This is a genomic window from Candidatus Thorarchaeota archaeon, assembly GCA_021498125.1.
Classification (GTDB): Archaea; Asgardarchaeota; Thorarchaeia; order Thorarchaeales; family Thorarchaeaceae; genus B65-G9.
Window position 1 is genome coordinate 1,075,200 of the sequence record JAIZWL010000001.1, and the last position, 18,017, is coordinate 1,093,216.

Sequence of the window (18,017 nt, forward strand, 5' to 3'; positions counted from 1 at the left end):
CCTTTTTTACACGAAACAATATGCTAAGCATTGGGGCTCGGTGGCTCTTATTCTTGGCGCATGGCTTATTCATCAAGAAACTTTGTTGGAATTGATGCCGCAGTAGCTACCAGTTCCATTGCCGCTTTGGTTGCACGCATGACCTTCCCGTAATTTCCCGTAAGGGCAAATTTACGTTGCATGATGCCCTTGATGGGATGCACCTTTCCTGCAAAGAGTGCTTTCCAGCTGCTATATGCCCCCGCATATACAAATTCTGCTGTATCATCAGGACCTGCCATTCTTGCCGCTTTACACTTCCCGTGCCAGAGATCCAGATAGAACCGGATGGGCTCTTTGATGATCTCCCCGTCTGCATCGATCTGGAAGATGAAGTCACCCTCCCATGTCTTTGCTGCCTCTTCATATGCACTACTGGAATTTAATGCCTCCATGTATTTTGCGATCCACTCTTCTGAAGGAAATACAAGCTTCTCTTCGGACATCTATTTACCTCCACTTGATGAAACGTTGTGAACGGCAAACAAAAAATGTTCTGGTAGGCTCTAATCTATCCATCATGAGGTATTACATCATAGATTTCTCAGGTTGCTAATTGTCTTAATGCAGATAGTGGTTACCACTCAGCAACATCGCTGAACTTTCTTCTGAAGTTCTCGGCCTTCGTTTCAAAGCCGTACTTGTTCCATGCTTCCATACATGCTCTATAGATCTGCACAGCCAGTTTTTTGTATCTATGATCCCCCAATCGAGCTGCTGCGACCTTCAATATATCAATGAATGGGCTGGCAAGCATTGGAACTTCATAATCATACTGATCAATATTTCGAATTGCAATCAAATTGAGGGCAATCACTTGATCCATGACCCGTTTTAATTTCTCATCTGGCAGTGTATCGGCTCCCAGTAGCGCATGATTGGTCGCTGATCTAATATCATCGCGGCAGACAACACCTCTTGCTAAGAATCCCGTATGCGTTTCAAGAGTGACGTGGATGCAATATGCGAGGACCTTTTCTCGAACCTCTCCCATTAGAAGACGATCGGCAAGGGCGGTCAGAGATGTTATCACATTTCCGAGATTGGTAGCATACTGAATTGGTTTCGTGTACTGCATAGCATCAATAGTATCAACATCAAGGCTCTTCATTGCGATGATCATCAGTCTGATCTCTTCGTCTCGTAGCATCTCTGCTTTGGTCAATATCGGGAGAAGGGCATTCCCAATGACTGTTAGAGAGAACTGTAGATGTGGTTTTGGCCATTCGCTATCCATCATTGTAAAGATCTGTTGAAGGAAATCTATAATTCTCCTAACATGTTTCTTTCTCTTCTGACCTGTGACAATATGATAATATTCTGCAAGTGCAACACTCAGACTCTGAAATACACTATCGATTGTAAATACAAAGAGTGGAACTCCCACTTCTATGAGTTTCAGAAAGCGTTTCTCGTATAGTGTTATTACCTCCTTGAGAATCTCCTCTCTGTCCCCAAGTGCCAGTATTGGTGATTCGCAGAGGGCTGTTAAGAGCGCGATGTAGTTTTGAAGATGGAAAGATGATGCAATTCCTGCGCTGGTGTACAAATTATGCAACGGGTCGCTCTCACCATAATGCGCAGTGATCTCGTCAATCCGTTTCAAGACGTCTCTCATACGTGTCTTGTAGACTGCCAGATTTCCACGAAAGGCCTCAAAACTAGTAATTGAGTAAAGATTTTCAAAAATGCGTCCTCTCTCAAGTATGCCATTGACAAATGCATCTACAATCTCGGTCTTGTCTGCGTAGAGTTTTTTCAATTCTTCTGTAAACTTGGGGAATCTCACAACACGGTTGTCTAAGAAGAGAAAACCCGTGAGTATATCCTCTTCCGTGTCTTTCAGTTCTGTCTTCTGTATGGCTCCACGAAATGCTCTTGTGTAGTCTGCTGGAATGGCATCCTTGTTTAGATTCAAGACCAATTTTTCTGCAAGATCATAGAGTGCGTGATCCTTTGGAAGTTCAGAAACAAGTCGTTGCAACAATTGCTGAGGTGGTGCATGTGTGTTTGCCATGGATAGTGATAGTGTCCCCATCTTTATCGCAAAGAGTTTGGCTGCTGTCCCTTCCAACTTGATTGAAGCCGCACATGCATAATCAAAAGCCCCCCGATATGCATACTCCAATGCCAATGGAAGTGAGGTTTCCACCTTTGAAGCGAACTCGTTCCACTCATCAGTACGTTCTGGCCGGTTCAAGAGTTCCTGAACCTCATTGTATACTTCGCTAAGATGCTCGTCCTCCTGAATTGTCCGAAGGATTGGTTTCCACACTTTGGTAATAACATCCGGGAAGGGGGTCTCGATGTCTTGCAAGATATACGTGTTCATGATCTCTTCTACATCATCTTGATAGTCTGATATGACGGTTCCATCAGCTTTTGGAATGGGTGAGTAGTCTAACGCCTCTGCAAGGATCTGAAGCAGTCGTTCCATATAGCTCTCAGCCTTATTCACGAGCATCACGATAGTATATCCCTTCTCGGATTCTGTCATGAGCAGAGTGTCATCCTTGAAAGCTATGTTCCGAACTTGACCACTCCCAATCAAGGCGCTAAGACTTTTTGATGCCTCAATCAATGCACCCAGGAGCATCTCACTCTCTGTCCCGCCAACGCTCTTCACATAGACGGGAACGCCTCCGGTCGAGAGCACACATACCAGTTTGATCACGTATTCACATCCAATGTATAGTTCACTCTTTGCCATCAGCGAACAAAAACATTATTGGCGTTAAGTTCAACTTGTAACTCGCTCCCGGGTTGATATGTCTTCAGGTCGACATATTAGTCATCTATTTTGGTGCTGTTTATGTTATACTAAGATCATGCGGTCATTATTGCTACACTGCAAGTGCTTGGATCATTATAATGATCGAGATTGCAAGAAGTACCGTGCCAAATATTGCACGTACGTGTTTGGGCCGTGCATGATGTGCCATGACTCGTGATCCGATTTGGCTTCCCAAAAACACAGCTAACGCACTGGCAATCCAAATATCCCATTGTGGCTGAGCCGCGAACACCAAGTGCGAGATGAAGCTCGACGTTCCGGAGCAGGTGACTATCAATGCGGATGTGGCTGCTGCAATCTTTGGATCGAGACCGACGATGTATAGAAGTGGTACAACAAAGCTGCCTCCTCCACGGCCGATGAGCCCTGCAATGAATCCTAGTCCTGCACCTCCGATTATACCTATGATCGTCTTTTCATGGGAGTTCAATTCTCCACGCGATGGCTTCCAACCACTCAGCATCAATAGAGCTGCTGCTCCTGTAAAGACCGCAAAGACAATGAGCAACGCTCCAGTTGGAACGGCAATATTGAGCAGTGTGCCGATTGGTGCAAAGATGATCATAGTGAGTGCAAATGGAAGTGCGACTCGCCATTCTATGAGTTTCTTTCTGTGATACGTTGTAGCGGCTGATGAGCTATTGACCACATTGAGGAGCATACCAAGTGGTATTGCCTGAGTCTTGAAGTCCATTCCGAACCAGAAGAGAATTGGGATATACAGCTGAGAGCCGCCCATTCCCAGCATTGAGAAAACTAGAGCAATTAGAAAGAAGACAATTGGTATAATTATTGTAAATTCCATGATCTCACCATCAATGGATTGACTGCAGCCATACCTCTGCTCAGTCTTGGACTCCGATGGTACCTACAGTATTTAGGCTCGTCCAGCGGCAATTGCGTGCATATGCCTATTTACGTGTCGTGATGCTGGCATATCGAGAGTTCTCTATCAAAAGAAGTGGCATTACAGAAAATACATAAGCATCGTGCAATCGAAGCCACCGAGAGGCATCTCTGGACCTGACGAGATGATCAACAATGGCGCTAGATTTCGCAAAGGGAATAACAGAGTTCCGCTGGCATGGGCGCGGTGGCCAAGGTGTGGTCACTAGCAACCAAATGCTTGGCAAGGCTGCACTTGAGGAAGGCCGTTATATTCAGGCCTTTCCAGAGTTCGGCCCTGAGCGGACAGGCGCTCCAGTGAGAGCGTTTTTGAGAATCAGCAAAGATCCCATCCAAATCTATGCCCAGGTCTACCACCCAGACATCGTGGTCTGTATTGACCCGACTCTGCTCGAAGTGGTAAATCCGACCGAGGGCCTGAAAGAGGATGGTATACTTGTGCTTAACACTACGATGAGTCCTGCCGAGGTGCGGGACAAGTTCGGGTTCAAGACCGGTACGGTAGTGACCGTTGACGCAAGCACAATTGCGATGGAGATCCTGGGTCGCCCATTCTACAACATGCCCACAATGGCAGCTGCGGTAAAAGCAACTGGGATTGTGAAGTTGGAGACCGTAATCCAGACAGTTCTCAACCGCTACCCTGGAAAGGTCGGTGAGCTGAACAAGGCCGCAATGGAGCGAGCATCAGAGGAGGCGCAGATCGGATGAGCGAGAAATTCAATGATATCCCGATGGCTGGTAATATACTCGAGCCCGGCAATGCAACAAAATACAAGACAGGTGGCTGGCGTGCGATGCGCCCAGTGCATAATGACGAGACCTGCCTTTGGATGAAGAATGGTACTTGTGGTCTGTGCTGGATATTCTGTCCTGATGATGCTATTCGGCTCATTGAGAAGGATGGTAAGTACACCTACGAGTATGATTACGACTACTGCAAGGGCTGCGGGATCTGCGCAAATCAGTGCCCGACCAGCAGCATCAAGATGGAGAGTGAGTAAACAGATGACAGCTGTTGAAAAGATTCCTGCTGACAAGATCAAGATTGAAGGACTGACAGGTGACGCAGCCATTGCCCATGCTTTCAAGCAGTGCGATATCGATGTAATGGCCGCATACCCTATCACCCCCCAGACTATCATCGTAGAGGACTTTCAGAAGTTCGCTGCAAACGGTGAGGTTCAGACCAAGGTGATCACGGTCGAGTCCGAGCACAGTGCGATGTCTGCCTGTATCGGCGCATCTGCGACTGGAGCACGTGTTGCAACAGCAACCGCCTCTGCAGGTCTGGCTCTGATGTGGGAGGTCCTTTACTGTGCAGCCTCAATGAGAATGCCAATTGTTCTCACGGTCGCTAATAGAGCACTGAGCGCCCCAATTAATATTCACAATGATTGGTCCGATTCTTATGGTGCCCGTGATTCTGGTTTTATCCAGCTCTATTGTCAGAACAGTCAGGAGGCCTATGACACGACGATCATGGCCTTCAAGCTGGCCGAGGACCATCGTGTGCTATTGCCCGTGATGGTATGTATTGATGGTTTCATTCTGAGTCACAATGTAGAGCGTGTCGAGATGCTCCCTGATGAGGCTGTCAAGTCATTCTTGGGTGTCAGAGAACCCGTGCAACCACTCGACCCCGATAATCCGCTCACGATGGGACCGCTGGCCCTGACAGATTATTACTTCGAGTTCAAGGAGCAGCAGGATCGTGCTATCCATGCAGTCCCAGACGTCTTCAAGGAGGTCGAAGAGGCATTCAAGAAGATGACCGGACGATCCTACGGGATGGTCGAGGACTACAAGACTGAAGATGCTGATATCATCTTACTGACCCACAGTACCCCTGCTGGGACTGCTAAGGTTGTAGCAGACACGCTTCGCGAGCAGGGTGAGAAGGTCGGTGTTCTTCGTCTGAAGATGTTCCGTCCATTCCCTGTCAAAGAGGTTGTTGAGAAGATCAAGCATGCAAAGGCAGTGGCTGTCTTTGAGAAGTGCCTCTCCTTTGGTGCGGTCTGTAATCCACTGGCTCTTGAGCTGCGTTCCGCACTCTATGACCTTGACGAGCGACCTATGGTCACTGACTTTGTCATCGGACTGGGTGGCCGTGATGTACCGCCTACTACGATTGTGGACGGTTACAACAAGACAAAGGAGTATCTTGCAAAAGGCAAAGCTCCATTGTATGAGACCTTGGGGGTGCGAAAATAATGACAGTCAAACTCAAAGAAATGCTACAGAAACCACAAATCCTCTCTTCGGGGCATCGTATGTGTGCAGGTTGTGCAGCACCCACGATCATCAAGCTTGTGGGCATGGCACTTCGCGGGCCGACCGTATTCTGCAATGCAACTGGTTGTCTTGAGGTCGCCACGACCATCTATCCGTATACTGCATGGAAGGTCCCATGGATCCATGTGGCCTTTGAGAATGCCTCCGCAGTAGCATCGGGTGTGATCGAGGCTTACAAGGCGATGGCCGAAAAAGGCCGGAGCAAGTTTGAGCATGTTGATGTTGTAGCAATCGGTGGAGATGGTGGTACCTTCGATATCGGTTTTGGTTCTCTCAGCGGCGCACTTGAACGTGGTCATGATTTTGTCTATTTGGTCTATGACAATGGTGCATACCAGAACACTGGCATTCAGAGATCCGGTGCAACACTGCCCGGGCAGGAGACCACGACCTCATGGGCCGGAACGGTAGAACCCGGTAAGCGACAGAAAAAGAAGCCTCTGGCAGAGATCGTTGCAGCCCACAGGATCCCCTATGTGGCGACTGTGGCTCCATACTATTATCGTGACTTTATTACAAAGTTCAGGAAGGCCTTAGAGGTCGAGGGACCTGCGTTTGTACACGCACACTCTTCGTGTCCTCGTGGTTGGAGATCTGATACTTCCAAGTCTATTGAGCTGTCCAAGCTTGCTGTCGAGACTGGTCTGCATCCTCTCTATGAGGTGATTGATGGTACTAAATACGTCATGTCTGGCCCGAGTAAGCGACTCAAAGAGCTCAAGCCCGTAGACGAGTACTTCAAGTTGCAGGGGCAGTTCAAACATCTCTTCACTCCACAATGGGAGGACTTCCGCAAAGAGATCCAAGAATGGGTCTATCAGGACTGGGAGCTTCTCCGTAAGAAGTGCGGCCTCGATTAGTCCATAGGATTGGAGCTCTTGCTCCTATCCCCTCTTTTTTCCTCAAAAAATATTCTGTATTAATGGCTCTTTACTGACGGTTTCTGAAAAGTCGAGATTGAAACGTATGTATACGAGTGACTTGCACTATGATATTGTCGGGCTCGAAACTCCGCAGAATCTGTTTCACCTTGACTGATTCATGGTTGTGGTCTTTTTACACACAACGCCCACAAATCAGTAAGGTTTATTTACATTTGGTCTATTGGTTGTTTGAGGAATGAATTCTCTTGAGTGAAATGGGGATAATGGGACGTGTACTTGGTACACGAGTGGGCTATGCCAGTCGGTCGGTCGGTCGTCATAGACGTGATTTTTTGAAACTGAGGACTGCGCTGCTTGTGATCGCAGTGTTATCACCATTGTGGGTCATGCCGCTCTCGGCACCTGTGGTCTCGGATGTTGTAGTGGTCATGCACCACGATAGTGCGGTGAGTACTGCGGTTCAGACAATCGTGGCGAATGATCCGCATGTGCAGGTGGTGGACTATGGGTCACTGGAGTATGCACTGACCATCCATCGGACAGTCAGAAGAGTCGTATGGGTATCTCATGGATCTAAACAAGGAATTCTTGCAGGTTCGCAGGTACTCAGTTGGCAAGCGTTCAGCAATCGAATCCAGATGACTCCAGGGAAAGATATTGTATTAGCATGTGACTCGAGTGAGGTAAATAAATACGTTTCTTCGGCATCAGTAGTTGGTTTTAATGGGGTAATAGACGCGCGATTAGCTGGCTTTCTTGGATCTTTTCTCATTCTCTCTCAAGATCCAAATGTGCCATCATCTACTATTCACGGAATATTGTCAGCTGCTAATGACTTGCTTGTAGGTTTATTTTCAGGTGCACTTGATTTACTACCGTTAGGGGAGATACCTGCATGGTGGGGAGTACTAAAAGCTCTATTGATCGCAAGTATCACAGTGGTCTATTTCGCTTCAGGTGAATCCCACATCCCGAGAGTCCTTGCGACTCGGTCGCATCCTATTCTATTAGGTGGATTTCTCGCCTTTATTATGACACTCGTTGGATATACTGCATACTGGGTTCTTAATTCATACTTTACGTCGTATCCCGAATTCTGTAATGTGATGTATCTTATTTTTGGTGCCGCTTTTGGAGTTGTACTCTCATTAATACTTAAAGGAGCGCTTCCGGGCGCATCATATATCATATTACTTATTGGGGGGTGGATTGCCTCCTTGTTTGGACTAAACGCGTCGTGGGCAGCACCATGGTCACGTGCAGCCTTTGCAGCGTCCGCGGCGATCTTTCTTGTTACTATTGCGGATGTCTTGCTTACGGCCTACTGGACATTTATGACATAACACTGGAAAAATAAAATAGTAAGGACTGGGTATCATTGGACGGAAATGACGGAGATACAAGTGTTCAAAGTGTTTCGGACTTCATTCAAGAGGTCAAGGATGCCTTCCATCAAAAACAGATTCCCAGTCCTTCAGAAGTATGTATTAAAAATATGAAAAAGAAAAGGTATTCACTCTCATTATGGGTCACTCTTGCACTGGTCGAGTCAATAGTAATGAGCCTATTATTATTACATCTGGAGTGCCATCCTTTTCCTGGGGATGGAGTGCCTGAAGGTATACCGGGTCTATTGTCAGTACCCTTTGTATCATCTATGGTCATATTATTATTTATCCTGATGATTACCGCATTCGCTACTTTAGTAGTTTATCTCCAGATTTGTTTACATCACTCACTTGGTATTTCACTTGTGATTGATCAAGTAGGGATCGATTCCCCAGAATTCCCCCGCATATATAGATGGGCATATAGTGGTCCTTTTCAAAATGCATATGGGACGCGGGCTCTATCCGTCCTCTCGATCCTTAGTTCTATATTGACACCAGTAATCGTTGTATTTTACGATGGCTATACCTTCTCTGAATTCTTTAGTATGATGGTATTTATCAATATTCTATGGTCCGTTACATATGGAATAGTAATATCGGAATACATGATAAATTATAGCCGGACAAAGATTGATTCCATGAGCGATGAGGAGTTACGTCGTGATGCAGCATCATTTCAGGAGAAGGATCGCACACGGGCATTACGATGGATACGGAGTCAGGTTAGGATGAAGGGGATAACTATTCCAAAAGACCCAACACTGGAACAACAGGTCCTCGAAATCTGGTATAACGGTTATCTCTTTCGAAACGTTGATCCTATTGACGGATACACACCGATAATACTTGCACTTGCAAAGAGCACTCAGAACCGTCTGATTAACGCATTGGTCCTGTTCGGACTCACACTCTCTATTATATGGTTCATAAATAGTCTGCTGATCGTGTTCTTACCAATTCCCGCACCTGCACCGCGCATTTTTTAATAGATATATATGATATATTCAACTATCAATGTTTTTCGTGGTGTATTAGGTGTCGCATTAATGGCAATTTATCTTGGTGGCAAAGAGCAGAATTGGTCGATTGGCTGATTTCGTATGTTATTGAGTATTCTAAGTTCCGGTTGCTCATGGACGGTTGATAGTCGTAACTTAGCGGTTCGTTCAGAGATTCCACCAGCGGTCTGTTGCCATTCTTGTATGGACAATAAATGATTGTGTGATACTGAATTATCTGATTCATATTGGCGCTGAGGTGGTCATTATGTTCCATCTTTATTGCGTTAAGTTATGAAGGCGCAGGCTCTGCTCTAAATAAAGGTGAATTTTATCGCAATATTTTTATTTACTCCATACTAGCCGAATAAGCTTAATATGCACCGAATCTAGCAATTATCATTGTCAATTCCTCGTTATCAAATGAGGCAAGATTGACAATTCAGTATGTGAGGTTGGACCAATGACCTGTCCCGAGTTTAATGCAGAAGAAAATAAATGTGGTGTCGATGGTTTCAAGTTTTATGAGGGTATGAATAAGCCCTGCGAGACTCCTGGCATGACGAAAGACAAGTGCCCTCGTTTCATGAAATAGCGACATTACATCGACTAAAATAAAATGGGCTGGGCCTGTCGCATCTGCGCCAAGCTCGGTCCCATTCAGTGCTTTTGTAGATTCCCACATAATCTGCGCGAATTATTTTTATTAGACGTATCATTTTCAGGAAGAGTTATACGACCAACAACCTCTGTTGATTGTGATGGTGATATTCCCATGGTCAAAGCATATGTTCTGATCAAGATGGAGAGCGGCAAAGAAGAAGAGGTCACACGCGAGATACTGGACCTCCCCGTCACTGAAGAGGCCCATACGGTCTTTGGCGAGTTCGACTTGGTCGTAGAGATTCGTGGGCGCGATATGGAGACCCTTGTCGAGTTTATTACTCAGCGCATCAGACGGATTCCCGGTATTGCAGACACACAGACACTCTTGGTTGTTGACGTAGAACTTGATATGACCTCACGTCTTGCCTCGTAGTTGGTTCATCCGCGATTCTGTTAAAAGCACGAACAGCCTCTATCAGAATTGGGACCAACACATACGGAGAGTGTAAGGGATTCCGGTCAAGACATTATCAAGAAAGCCATTTCTACTTATGCTTCAAGATGACGCGGGCGTACTCTCTGAGGTACGTCTTGATTCCAGCTTGGTCAATAGTGATACGGCTGTGATTCTGCTCGATGAATATAACGATACATGTTGGGTCTGGGTCGGTAAGAATGTAAATATGCCCACCCGCATGCATACATTGCGAATGGCGCGAGCAGTTCAGAAGAGTGGGCACCAAGTGGGTGTCACGACAATTGGACGCTCCACATCCAAGTTTGTAGAGATGATGGAGAAGGATGCCGGGGACCCAGAGGTGGCTGCTAACATCAATACTTTCAAAGAGATCCTCTCCAAACCTTGGAAGTTTGAAGATGAGGTTCTTGCTTATGATGAGGCGCTTGCTGCTCAGTATGAGGCAGCCCCTGTAAAGATCCGCGATACGGCTGTGAGTAGCGCACCATCACCGCCACCTGCCAAGACAAAATCCGCTCCAGCAACGAGACCACCTCCTCCGCCTCCACCGCCGAAGACCGCTCCGGCTGCTAAGGCAAGGACGGCACCCGCACCTTCAGGAGGTCTGGCTGAACACAAGATTGCATATCTTCTCTATGCAGTAGTGAAGAACTCTGACCTTGTCTATACTGAGCGGTTCACCCGTGGTGGTAAACTGGGAATCAAGATCGAGTCGCCGGGCACAATGGTCATTGAGGCACTTCTTGATGGCGATGAACTCCGCATTAACCCTCCTGAGTTTGGCGACAATGCTGATGCCAAGAAGATCAAGACCGACTACGAGTCTTGGACCGCAAAGTTGTAAACGACTATTCGGGGGCTCACTTGGTGAGACTCCCATCCTCGCTATTTTTTAATAATCTATACCAATACGTATAGACTGTGGCAAACCCCATCTGCTCGTACAGTTTGATTGCAGGAATGTTATCGGTCTCAACCTGTAGATAGGCCTGTCTTGCCCCGACAGACTCACCCCATGAGATCAACGCTTTGCTCACTGCTGTGGCAGCACCCCTTCGTCTGAATTCTTTTCGCGTCGCTATGCCGAAGAGGCCAACCCATTCGCCAGTCACAACTCCAAATCCCACGGCTGCTGGTGTACCATCTACCTTGGCAAGTGCATACCCCTTATGATCCCTTACCCGCTCCATGATCTTTAGTCGTGCATGGATTGACTGCTCTGAGTATCCTGTTGCTTGAGTATAACCTCTCATCCATTCTTTATCTGGTGTGGGTGTTACAGATGATTTCGCTTCGGTTTTGGCTGATCTGGTCTTTGAGGTCTCGATGGTCTGTACATGAACAGTCAGCTCCCTCTCGTACCCCATCGACTCTAGCACATCATCAAGTTCCTGTGGTTGGCTTGCCTCTGTCATTTGATAGTAGATAGGTAACCCCCGCTTGGTATAGAAGCGTGCTGCTTCTTCAATTGCTCTCTCAAGTGACGACCCCTCAAATCGGGTTGGGAGAACGCTATTCGCTCTTCTCGTTATTCCCATATCTGCTCTCAGAATCCACCCATATAGCGCGACCTCTTCACGAGCAGGCCACGCACGAGATCCGGTCTTTTCGAGTTCTATAATGAGTTCAGAGTTGGTCATTGTAGTTTCTCGATACCCATACGTAATCTTAATCTCATCGCTAGTGGCGTTGCCGAATGATTCTAATTGTTCTCTATTCCCCTTAGGATGAGGTCGTGCGTGTGAGCACTCTACGATGGAATCTTCTGCTTGGCGAATGGGTGATCGTGACACCGGGTCGTGCTGCAAGACCCTTTCAAGACCCTGATCGTCATTGCCCATTTTGCCCGGGGCAACCCGAGACGGGCGGTGACTGGTCTGTCCTCACCCTTGATAATAAATTCGCATCACTGACCCCTGACTCTGGGCTTTCTCCCCTTCAGGGCGGTGTTGTCATGGAGACCCCGGCCTACGGCTATTCCAAAGTGATCATTCTGTCACCCGATCATTCTGAGCAAGTTGAGCATATGGATGAGAATCAGTTAGAACACGTGTTCCAAGAATATCTTCGCGTCTTTGAGGAACTGAGCGCAAAAGAGGGGATACGATATGTGTTCGAGTTTGAGAATCGGGGTCGCTCGATTGGTGTGAGCCTTGATCATCCACATGCACAGGTCTATGCATTGCCCTTCATACCTCCACGGATCCAACGCGAGCTGGACCAGTTCCGTAAGGTATGGGTCTCGGAGAAGGAGTGTCTGCTATGTCAACTATTAGCGAACGAGTTAAAGTCCCGAGACCGTGTGATCCATGAGTCCGAACATTTTGTCTCACTGGTGCCATACGGTGCTCGTCTACCCTACGAGGTTCATATCTATCCCCGGGAGCATGTTGGTACGCTCTCCGAACTGAGAGGATCTCTGCAAGAGCTTGGACTGATGGTTCAGGATGTTGTACGCCGATACAATGCTGTCTTCGAAGAGACCGCTTATGTGATGGCCATGCATACCGCTCCCAATGGCGATCATCCCTATTGGCACTTCCATATCGAATTTTATCCTCCTTGGCGTGACTCGGCAAGGCTCAAATATCTGGCCGGGATCGAGACTGGTGCGTGGACGTATACAAATGACTCCACACCTGAGGAAAAGGCCCGCGAACTCAGGGAGGCAATATAGTGGACGAGAATATCCAGACAGTTCTAGATGCATTGAGTGATCTTGGGGTTTCCCCTGAAGAGGCGGTCATTACACGAGCCCCCGGTAGAGTCGAGGTCTTAGGTAATCATGTTGACTACAATGGGGGTCTCGTTCTTGCAGCCAGCATTGAACGTTATGTCTGGGCCGCGGGAGTTCGCTCTGATCAGTGCACGATACATTCAGTCCAATTCGATGAGACCGTTACATTCAGTCCTCATAATCAGGCTCGCACACAGTCTGCGAATTGGCACGACTTTGTTCGTGGAGTGCTCTGGGCCTTGGAGCGTCGAAGGCAGAAGGTGACCGGTCTCACTGTTGCAATTAGTGGAAATGTTCCCATTGGTGGAGGTCTCAGCTCCTCGGCCGCACTTGAGGTTGCAGTGGTGAATCTGATCGCAGAGCTAAACGAACTGCGAATGCCCCCTCAATCCTTGGCCATGATCGCTTTTGAGGCTGAGCGACTCTTTTGTGGGGTGTCGTGTGGGATCATGGACCAGTTCACTTCGCAGCTCTGCAAACCTGACTCGTTACTGGCAATTCATTGTGCATCAATGCATACTGCGGACATCCCGCTGAGCAAGGATCTTGGCTTTCTCATCATCAACACAGGAGTCTCACGAAATGCAGGAGATGCTCTCAACCAGCGTCTTGACGAGTGTAATCAGGCATTGATACAGCTTCAGAAATACGGCTGGGACATTAGTGCCCTTGGACAGGTAGAACTCTCCACGCTCGAGCGAGCCGAACAGCTTTTGGATGATACACTTGCAAAACGTGTGCGACATGTAGTCCTTGAGAGCGAACGTGTGCGTCAGGGGATCGATGCTCTTCGGGCTGGTGATATTCACGAATTCGGGCGGCTCATGTACGAGTCACATGAGAGTTCACGGGATCTCTACGAGGTTTCACACATCACTCTTGACAGTCTTGTTGACATTGCCCGTAGGCAACCGGCCGTCCTTGGTGCGCGGCTCACAGGAGCGGGATTTGGAGGCTCGATCATCTGTCTTGTCAAGAAGGAGGCCATCCCTACAACAGCTGAGGCGATCGTGCGCGAGTACGAGGCTGCGACCAATATGACCGCGAGCTGGATCTCCACTGGTGTTCCCGGTGGCGTCACTCTGTTGGACTCGTCATGAATGCAGTCATTTGAGAGATAGTCTGGATCATTGGAGGCATGGCCGATCTTTCAGTCTGTCCTTGGTGCCATATTTTTTCACGGGGCGTTTCCAGTAACGGTTTGCTATCAGCGAGTATAGTCTAATTGGTATCACAGGTCTTGCGAATTTGGCGCTCACATCTTCAGGAATGCGTCCTTTCTCCGAAAGAGCCGTTGCAGCCTGTTCCAGTGCTGATCGAATATTCCTCGTCATGCCTCCTCTGTCTTCTAACGGCCGCCCTGAAATGGTCTCACCCATCCCCATCGACAGGCTGCCCGCCCACTCGAATCCTGTCTTGTGAGCGAAGTGCTGACAGATCCGCAGTGCAACCGCATTGTGCTGGTTCTCAGGGAAACCACAGTTTATGATCGCAACGAACTTTGGAGAAGTTGAAGTTGAGTCCTTTCGATACTCGTCTATCAATTCAAGAGCATGAATGACAGGTGCAGGAAGTTGATCCACATACAGAGGTGTTGACAAAATGACAAGGTCTGCCGAATTCACTTGTTCCAGCAACTCTTGAGTCTTGGTCTGATCTCTTAGAGTCCTTGGGATATGGAGTATTGAGGTCTCGAACTGGTCAAGATGGTCAATGAGATATTTGCCAAGTGAATACGATGTGCTTCGCGTTCCTCTAGGGCTCCCGATCAGTAGTACGGCAGTCTTTGAACTCACGAGATCACCTCCACATTGGCAAACATGTTCGTGAGGTTCTCCATTACCTTCTTCGCTGTCATGTCTTCCGTAATGACAACGGCGTCTTGAGCTGGCGCCCAACTATTGATCGCATTTCGTCTGCTGAGTTGTATGAAGAGGTCGGCCGCTACTGGATCTGGCTCTGGGAGGATTCCTATCATGGCCATTCGCGGATATTTTTCGTATCGGCGCTTGTGATGGATTTCGCCATGGACTTTTTGAAAGAACGGTAGTACCATGCCAATGCTTCTGTCAAGAACTCTCTTCAAAAGATACGAATATCCCCCATAGACTACGGGAGTGAGATATATCGCGAGGTCGGACCTTACAAGCTTACATGTGATCTCATTGGCCTCATCGTTTTTAATGATGCAACTTCCTGGTGTCTTGGTCCAGCATTGAAAACATCCCGTGCAATCTGCAATCGCTTTGTCTGCAAGTTGAACGATCTCAACGGTCCAGTCATGTGTTTCTAATATGGTCTGGACCTCTCTTCGAATTGTTGAAGCAAAGTCGTGTGCTGGCAAAGTGCCGTCAAGTACTATTGCGTGCAGAGTCATTCAATCTCCTATTATACCTGTTGACCGCAAGTTTGGGGGCCAAAGCGTTCTGATGCTATTGACGCCTACGCTGATTTAAGTGCGATGAATCCCCTCACTATCTCATTAATTATTCTCTTGTCGGAGACCGAAATGGCAAAAACAATAATACATCAATTATCGGGAGTGAAACCAATATGATAAATCTGCCAGAGAACACAAGTGATCTCGTCCGCGAGTTTGCTCCAATCCTTCACTTTCATCCACGGGAAGGTACCCACTGTTGCTTTCCCTCTGATGCCGAAGAGATCTACGAGCAGTTTCATGAAGACTGGAGTGCCTTCAAGAGAGATTTGTGGCCCAATGTCCTAGATCCGTCCGCGCCTTGCTATTATGAGACCTTTGAGTATTCGGACTGGATTCAGATCCGGTACTGGTTCTGGTATAGATATAACAAGTTTCCGTATGCTCTCCCCTGCAAGGGTCTGCATCTGGGCGATTGGGAACACATTGAGGTGCGCATCTATCCTACTCTGTTCGATGGTGTCATCATCTGGTTGTTGTCCAATCATCTGACCGCGCGGCTGGGGTCTTTTCCGGCAGGATATACCCTGCCAGGGTTTATTCCTGAAGACATAGTCCTTGACAACTATCATGTGCATGCATGGGTCGCATTAGGATCTCACGCGCACTATCCAAATCCGCGAAGCAAACCTCTCTCCTTTCTTAAAATCTGGCGTGACCTCTTTGAGGATGGGGGTGTTGTCTGGCGTACCGAGGATTCGCTGAGACCTTTGAAGGACACAAACTTTTACGAATACACAGGGCGGTGGGGTGACAAGAAGGCACCACGTAGTCCTACGAACAGCTACAATGGCCCATGGCGGAGTGCTCCGAACGTACCGCCTCAGCGATATGTTCCCGACAAGCACTGAGCTTTGGTATGCTCAAATGCTGTTGTATCCCTTCTTGATCAGTGTATCGACCAGTTGGTCTGCCTCACTTGGATAGTCTTGGTTGTAGTGCGCGCCCCTACTCTCTCTTCTCATTCGAGCATGTCGTACGATCAGCTCTGCAACTGTGGCAATGTTTCTCAGTTCAACTAAATCTGGTGTTATCTTGAAGTCCCAGTAGAACTGCTCGATCTCTCGTCTGATGAAGTCAATTCGATTTCGTGCGCGAATCAAACGTTTGCGTGATCTGACAATTCCCACATAGTTGGTCATAATCCGCCGAATCTCGTCCCATGTATGTGAGATGATCACAAGTTCATCGGGATCGGTTGCCGCACCGGGATCCCAAGGACTGATCTCGTTCGAACGGATTGGTGACTTGAGTCGCTCAATGGCGGCAATTGCAGCATTATGTCCGACAACTACACCTTCCAGAAGTGAGTTGCTTGCCAATCGGTTAGCTCCATGAAATCCTGTGCATGCGGTCTCGCCGATGGCAAAGAGTCCCTTAACATCTGTATGACCATTAATATCAGTGTATATTCCGCCGCAGCAATAATGAGCTCCGGGAACGACGGGGATGGGCTCTTTTGTGATGTCTATCCCAACATTCTTGCAGGTCTCGTAGATTGCAGGGAAGCGATCCTTTACCCATTCTGGATCTTTGAACGAGATATCGAGATAGACGCTATCTGCTCCGGTCCTCTTTAATTCCGCATCAATGGCTCGGGCGACTATATCACGCGGGGCGAGCTCTGCCTTTGGATGATACTGAGGCATGAATCGTTCTCCATCTTTCCCTATGAGTATGGCTCCTTCGCCTCGTAATGCCTCAGAGATCAAAAACGAGTGTAGCTTGTGATGATAGAGGAGAGTCGGATGGAACTGGATGAACTCCATATTTGCAATGGTCGCTCCGACGCGATATGCCATTGCAATTCCGTCGCCTGTAGCATTCTTTGGATTGCTTGTATAGAGAAAGACCTTTCCGACTCCACCTGTTGCAAGGACTATTGCTCTGGCTGCAAAGCGTTTGACCTCTCCTGAGTCTCTCACTAGTACATAGGCACCAAGTACCTCATTGTTTTTGGCCACAAGATTCACAGCAAGGTGATTCTCAAAGATGTGAATGTTACCATTCTCGCGTACAGCCTGTGCAAGTGCCTCCTCGATGTTTCTGCCTGTATGATCTTTGACGTGGAGCACACGCCTGTGGCTATGTCCTCCCTCTAGACCCAGATCATATACGGAGCCGTCCGATGTACAAAATTCCACTCCCAAGTCCACAAGGTCCTTTATTCGGTCAGGGGCCTCTGTGACGATCTGCTCAACAACGTTTCTATGGCAGAGGCCACAGCCAACTCGCATCGTGTCCTCAATATGTGCATCGAACGAGTCGTCTTCTGATACTACGGCTGCAATCCCTCCCTGTGCAAGTCTCGTTGCGGAATCTGTCAGATTGCGTTTAGTGACAATATTGACACTTCCAAACTCGGCCGCTTTGAGAGCAAAGGTCAGGCCTGCTATTCCACTGCCAAACACAAGGAAGTCTGATTCCTCAATTCCGTCGATCATATGTT

Annotated in this window: 18 protein-coding genes; 11 read left to right on the forward strand and 7 right to left on the reverse strand. The window is 47.8% G+C overall.

Annotation, left to right across the window (positions count from 1 at the left end):
- Window positions 1-65: 65 nt before the first annotated feature.
- From K9W43_05260 to K9W43_05270, 3 genes are all read right to left on the reverse strand, one after another.
- The gene (locus K9W43_05260) at window positions 66-485 is read right to left on the reverse strand and encodes an SCP2 sterol-binding domain-containing protein (protein ID MCF2136634.1); all 420 of its coding nucleotides are present in this window, start codon (window positions 483-485) and stop codon (window positions 66-68) included.
- A 131-nt stretch (window positions 486-616) separates the two neighbouring features.
- Window positions 617-2,749, reverse strand: a complete 2,133-nt coding sequence (locus tag K9W43_05265; GenBank protein ID MCF2136635.1) for a hypothetical protein — start codon at window positions 2,747-2,749, stop codon at window positions 617-619.
- A gap of 133 nt (window positions 2,750-2,882) precedes the next feature.
- A complete protein-coding gene (locus K9W43_05270) occupies window positions 2,883-3,638 on the reverse strand; it encodes a sulfite exporter TauE/SafE family protein (protein ID MCF2136636.1) in 756 nt (251 codons plus the stop codon).
- A gap of 260 nt (window positions 3,639-3,898) precedes the next feature.
- On the opposite strand from K9W43_05270, the gene K9W43_05275 reads away from it, so the two are divergent.
- From K9W43_05275 to K9W43_05310, 8 genes are all read left to right on the forward strand, one after another.
- The gene (locus K9W43_05275) at window positions 3,899-4,450 is read left to right on the forward strand and encodes a 2-oxoacid:acceptor oxidoreductase family protein (GenBank protein MCF2136637.1); all 552 of its coding nucleotides are present in this window, start codon (window positions 3,899-3,901) and stop codon (window positions 4,448-4,450) included.
- Window positions 4,447-4,743, forward strand: coding sequence for a 4Fe-4S binding protein (locus K9W43_05280; GenBank protein MCF2136638.1), 297 nt, complete (start codon window positions 4,447-4,449; stop codon window positions 4,741-4,743). The genes K9W43_05275 and K9W43_05280 overlap by 4 nt, the downstream gene beginning before the upstream one ends.
- 4 nt (window positions 4,744-4,747) lie before the next feature.
- Window positions 4,748-5,953: a pyruvate ferredoxin oxidoreductase gene (gene porA, locus K9W43_05285; GenBank protein MCF2136639.1), complete on the forward strand. Its 1,206-nt coding sequence runs from the start codon at window positions 4,748-4,750 to the stop codon at window positions 5,951-5,953.
- Window positions 5,953-6,894 (forward strand): thiamine pyrophosphate-dependent enzyme, encoded by a 942-nt coding sequence (locus K9W43_05290; protein ID MCF2136640.1) that lies wholly within the window; start codon window positions 5,953-5,955, stop codon window positions 6,892-6,894. Before porA ends, K9W43_05290 begins: the two co-directional genes overlap by 1 nt.
- 287 nt (window positions 6,895-7,181) lie before the next feature.
- Entirely contained in the window at window positions 7,182-8,261 is a 1,080-nt protein-coding gene (locus K9W43_05295; protein ID MCF2136641.1) for a hypothetical protein, read from the forward strand.
- 152 nt (window positions 8,262-8,413) lie between these two features.
- Window positions 8,414-9,295, forward strand: a complete 882-nt coding sequence (locus K9W43_05300) for a hypothetical protein (protein MCF2136642.1) — start codon at window positions 8,414-8,416, stop codon at window positions 9,293-9,295.
- 787 nt (window positions 9,296-10,082) lie between these two features.
- On the forward strand, window positions 10,083-10,346 hold the full coding sequence (locus tag K9W43_05305; protein MCF2136643.1) for an Lrp/AsnC ligand binding domain-containing protein: 264 nt from the start codon (window positions 10,083-10,085) through the stop codon (window positions 10,344-10,346).
- 118 nt (window positions 10,347-10,464) lie between these two features.
- A complete protein-coding gene (locus tag K9W43_05310) occupies window positions 10,465-11,235 on the forward strand; it encodes a hypothetical protein (protein MCF2136644.1) in 771 nt (256 codons plus the stop codon).
- Window positions 11,236-11,251: 16 nt separating this feature from the next.
- Here the strand turns inward: K9W43_05310 and K9W43_05315 are convergent, their stop codons facing one another.
- A complete protein-coding gene (locus K9W43_05315; protein ID MCF2136645.1) occupies window positions 11,252-12,031 on the reverse strand; it encodes a GNAT family N-acetyltransferase in 780 nt (259 codons plus the stop codon).
- A 101-nt stretch (window positions 12,032-12,132) separates the two neighbouring features.
- Between K9W43_05315 and galT the strand changes: the two genes are divergently transcribed.
- Both galT and galK read left to right on the forward strand, forming a co-directional pair.
- Window positions 12,133-13,068, forward strand: a complete 936-nt coding sequence (gene galT, locus K9W43_05320; protein MCF2136646.1) for a galactose-1-phosphate uridylyltransferase — start codon at window positions 12,133-12,135, stop codon at window positions 13,066-13,068.
- Window positions 13,068-14,228, forward strand: coding sequence for a galactokinase (gene galK / locus K9W43_05325; protein ID MCF2136647.1), 1,161 nt, complete (start codon window positions 13,068-13,070; stop codon window positions 14,226-14,228). Before galT ends, galK begins: the two co-directional genes overlap by 1 nt.
- Window positions 14,229-14,255: 27 nt before the next feature.
- Here the strand turns inward: galK and K9W43_05330 are convergent, their stop codons facing one another.
- Both K9W43_05330 and K9W43_05335 read right to left on the reverse strand, forming a co-directional pair.
- Window positions 14,256-14,924: an NAD(P)H-dependent oxidoreductase gene (locus K9W43_05330; protein ID MCF2136648.1), complete on the reverse strand. Its 669-nt coding sequence runs from the start codon at window positions 14,922-14,924 to the stop codon at window positions 14,256-14,258.
- Window positions 14,921-15,505 (reverse strand): NAD(P)H-dependent oxidoreductase, encoded by a 585-nt coding sequence (locus K9W43_05335; protein MCF2136649.1) that lies wholly within the window; start codon window positions 15,503-15,505, stop codon window positions 14,921-14,923. Before K9W43_05335 ends, K9W43_05330 begins: the two co-directional genes overlap by 4 nt.
- A gap of 176 nt (window positions 15,506-15,681) precedes the next feature.
- On the opposite strand from K9W43_05335, the gene K9W43_05340 reads away from it, so the two are divergent.
- Window positions 15,682-16,419: a hypothetical protein gene (locus K9W43_05340; GenBank protein MCF2136650.1), complete on the forward strand. Its 738-nt coding sequence runs from the start codon at window positions 15,682-15,684 to the stop codon at window positions 16,417-16,419.
- Between the two features lie 12 nt (window positions 16,420-16,431).
- On the opposite strand, the gene nadB is transcribed toward K9W43_05340, so the two are convergent.
- Window positions 16,432-18,012: an L-aspartate oxidase gene (gene nadB, locus K9W43_05345; protein ID MCF2136651.1), complete on the reverse strand. Its 1,581-nt coding sequence runs from the start codon at window positions 18,010-18,012 to the stop codon at window positions 16,432-16,434.
- Window positions 18,013-18,017 lie beyond the last annotated feature (5 nt).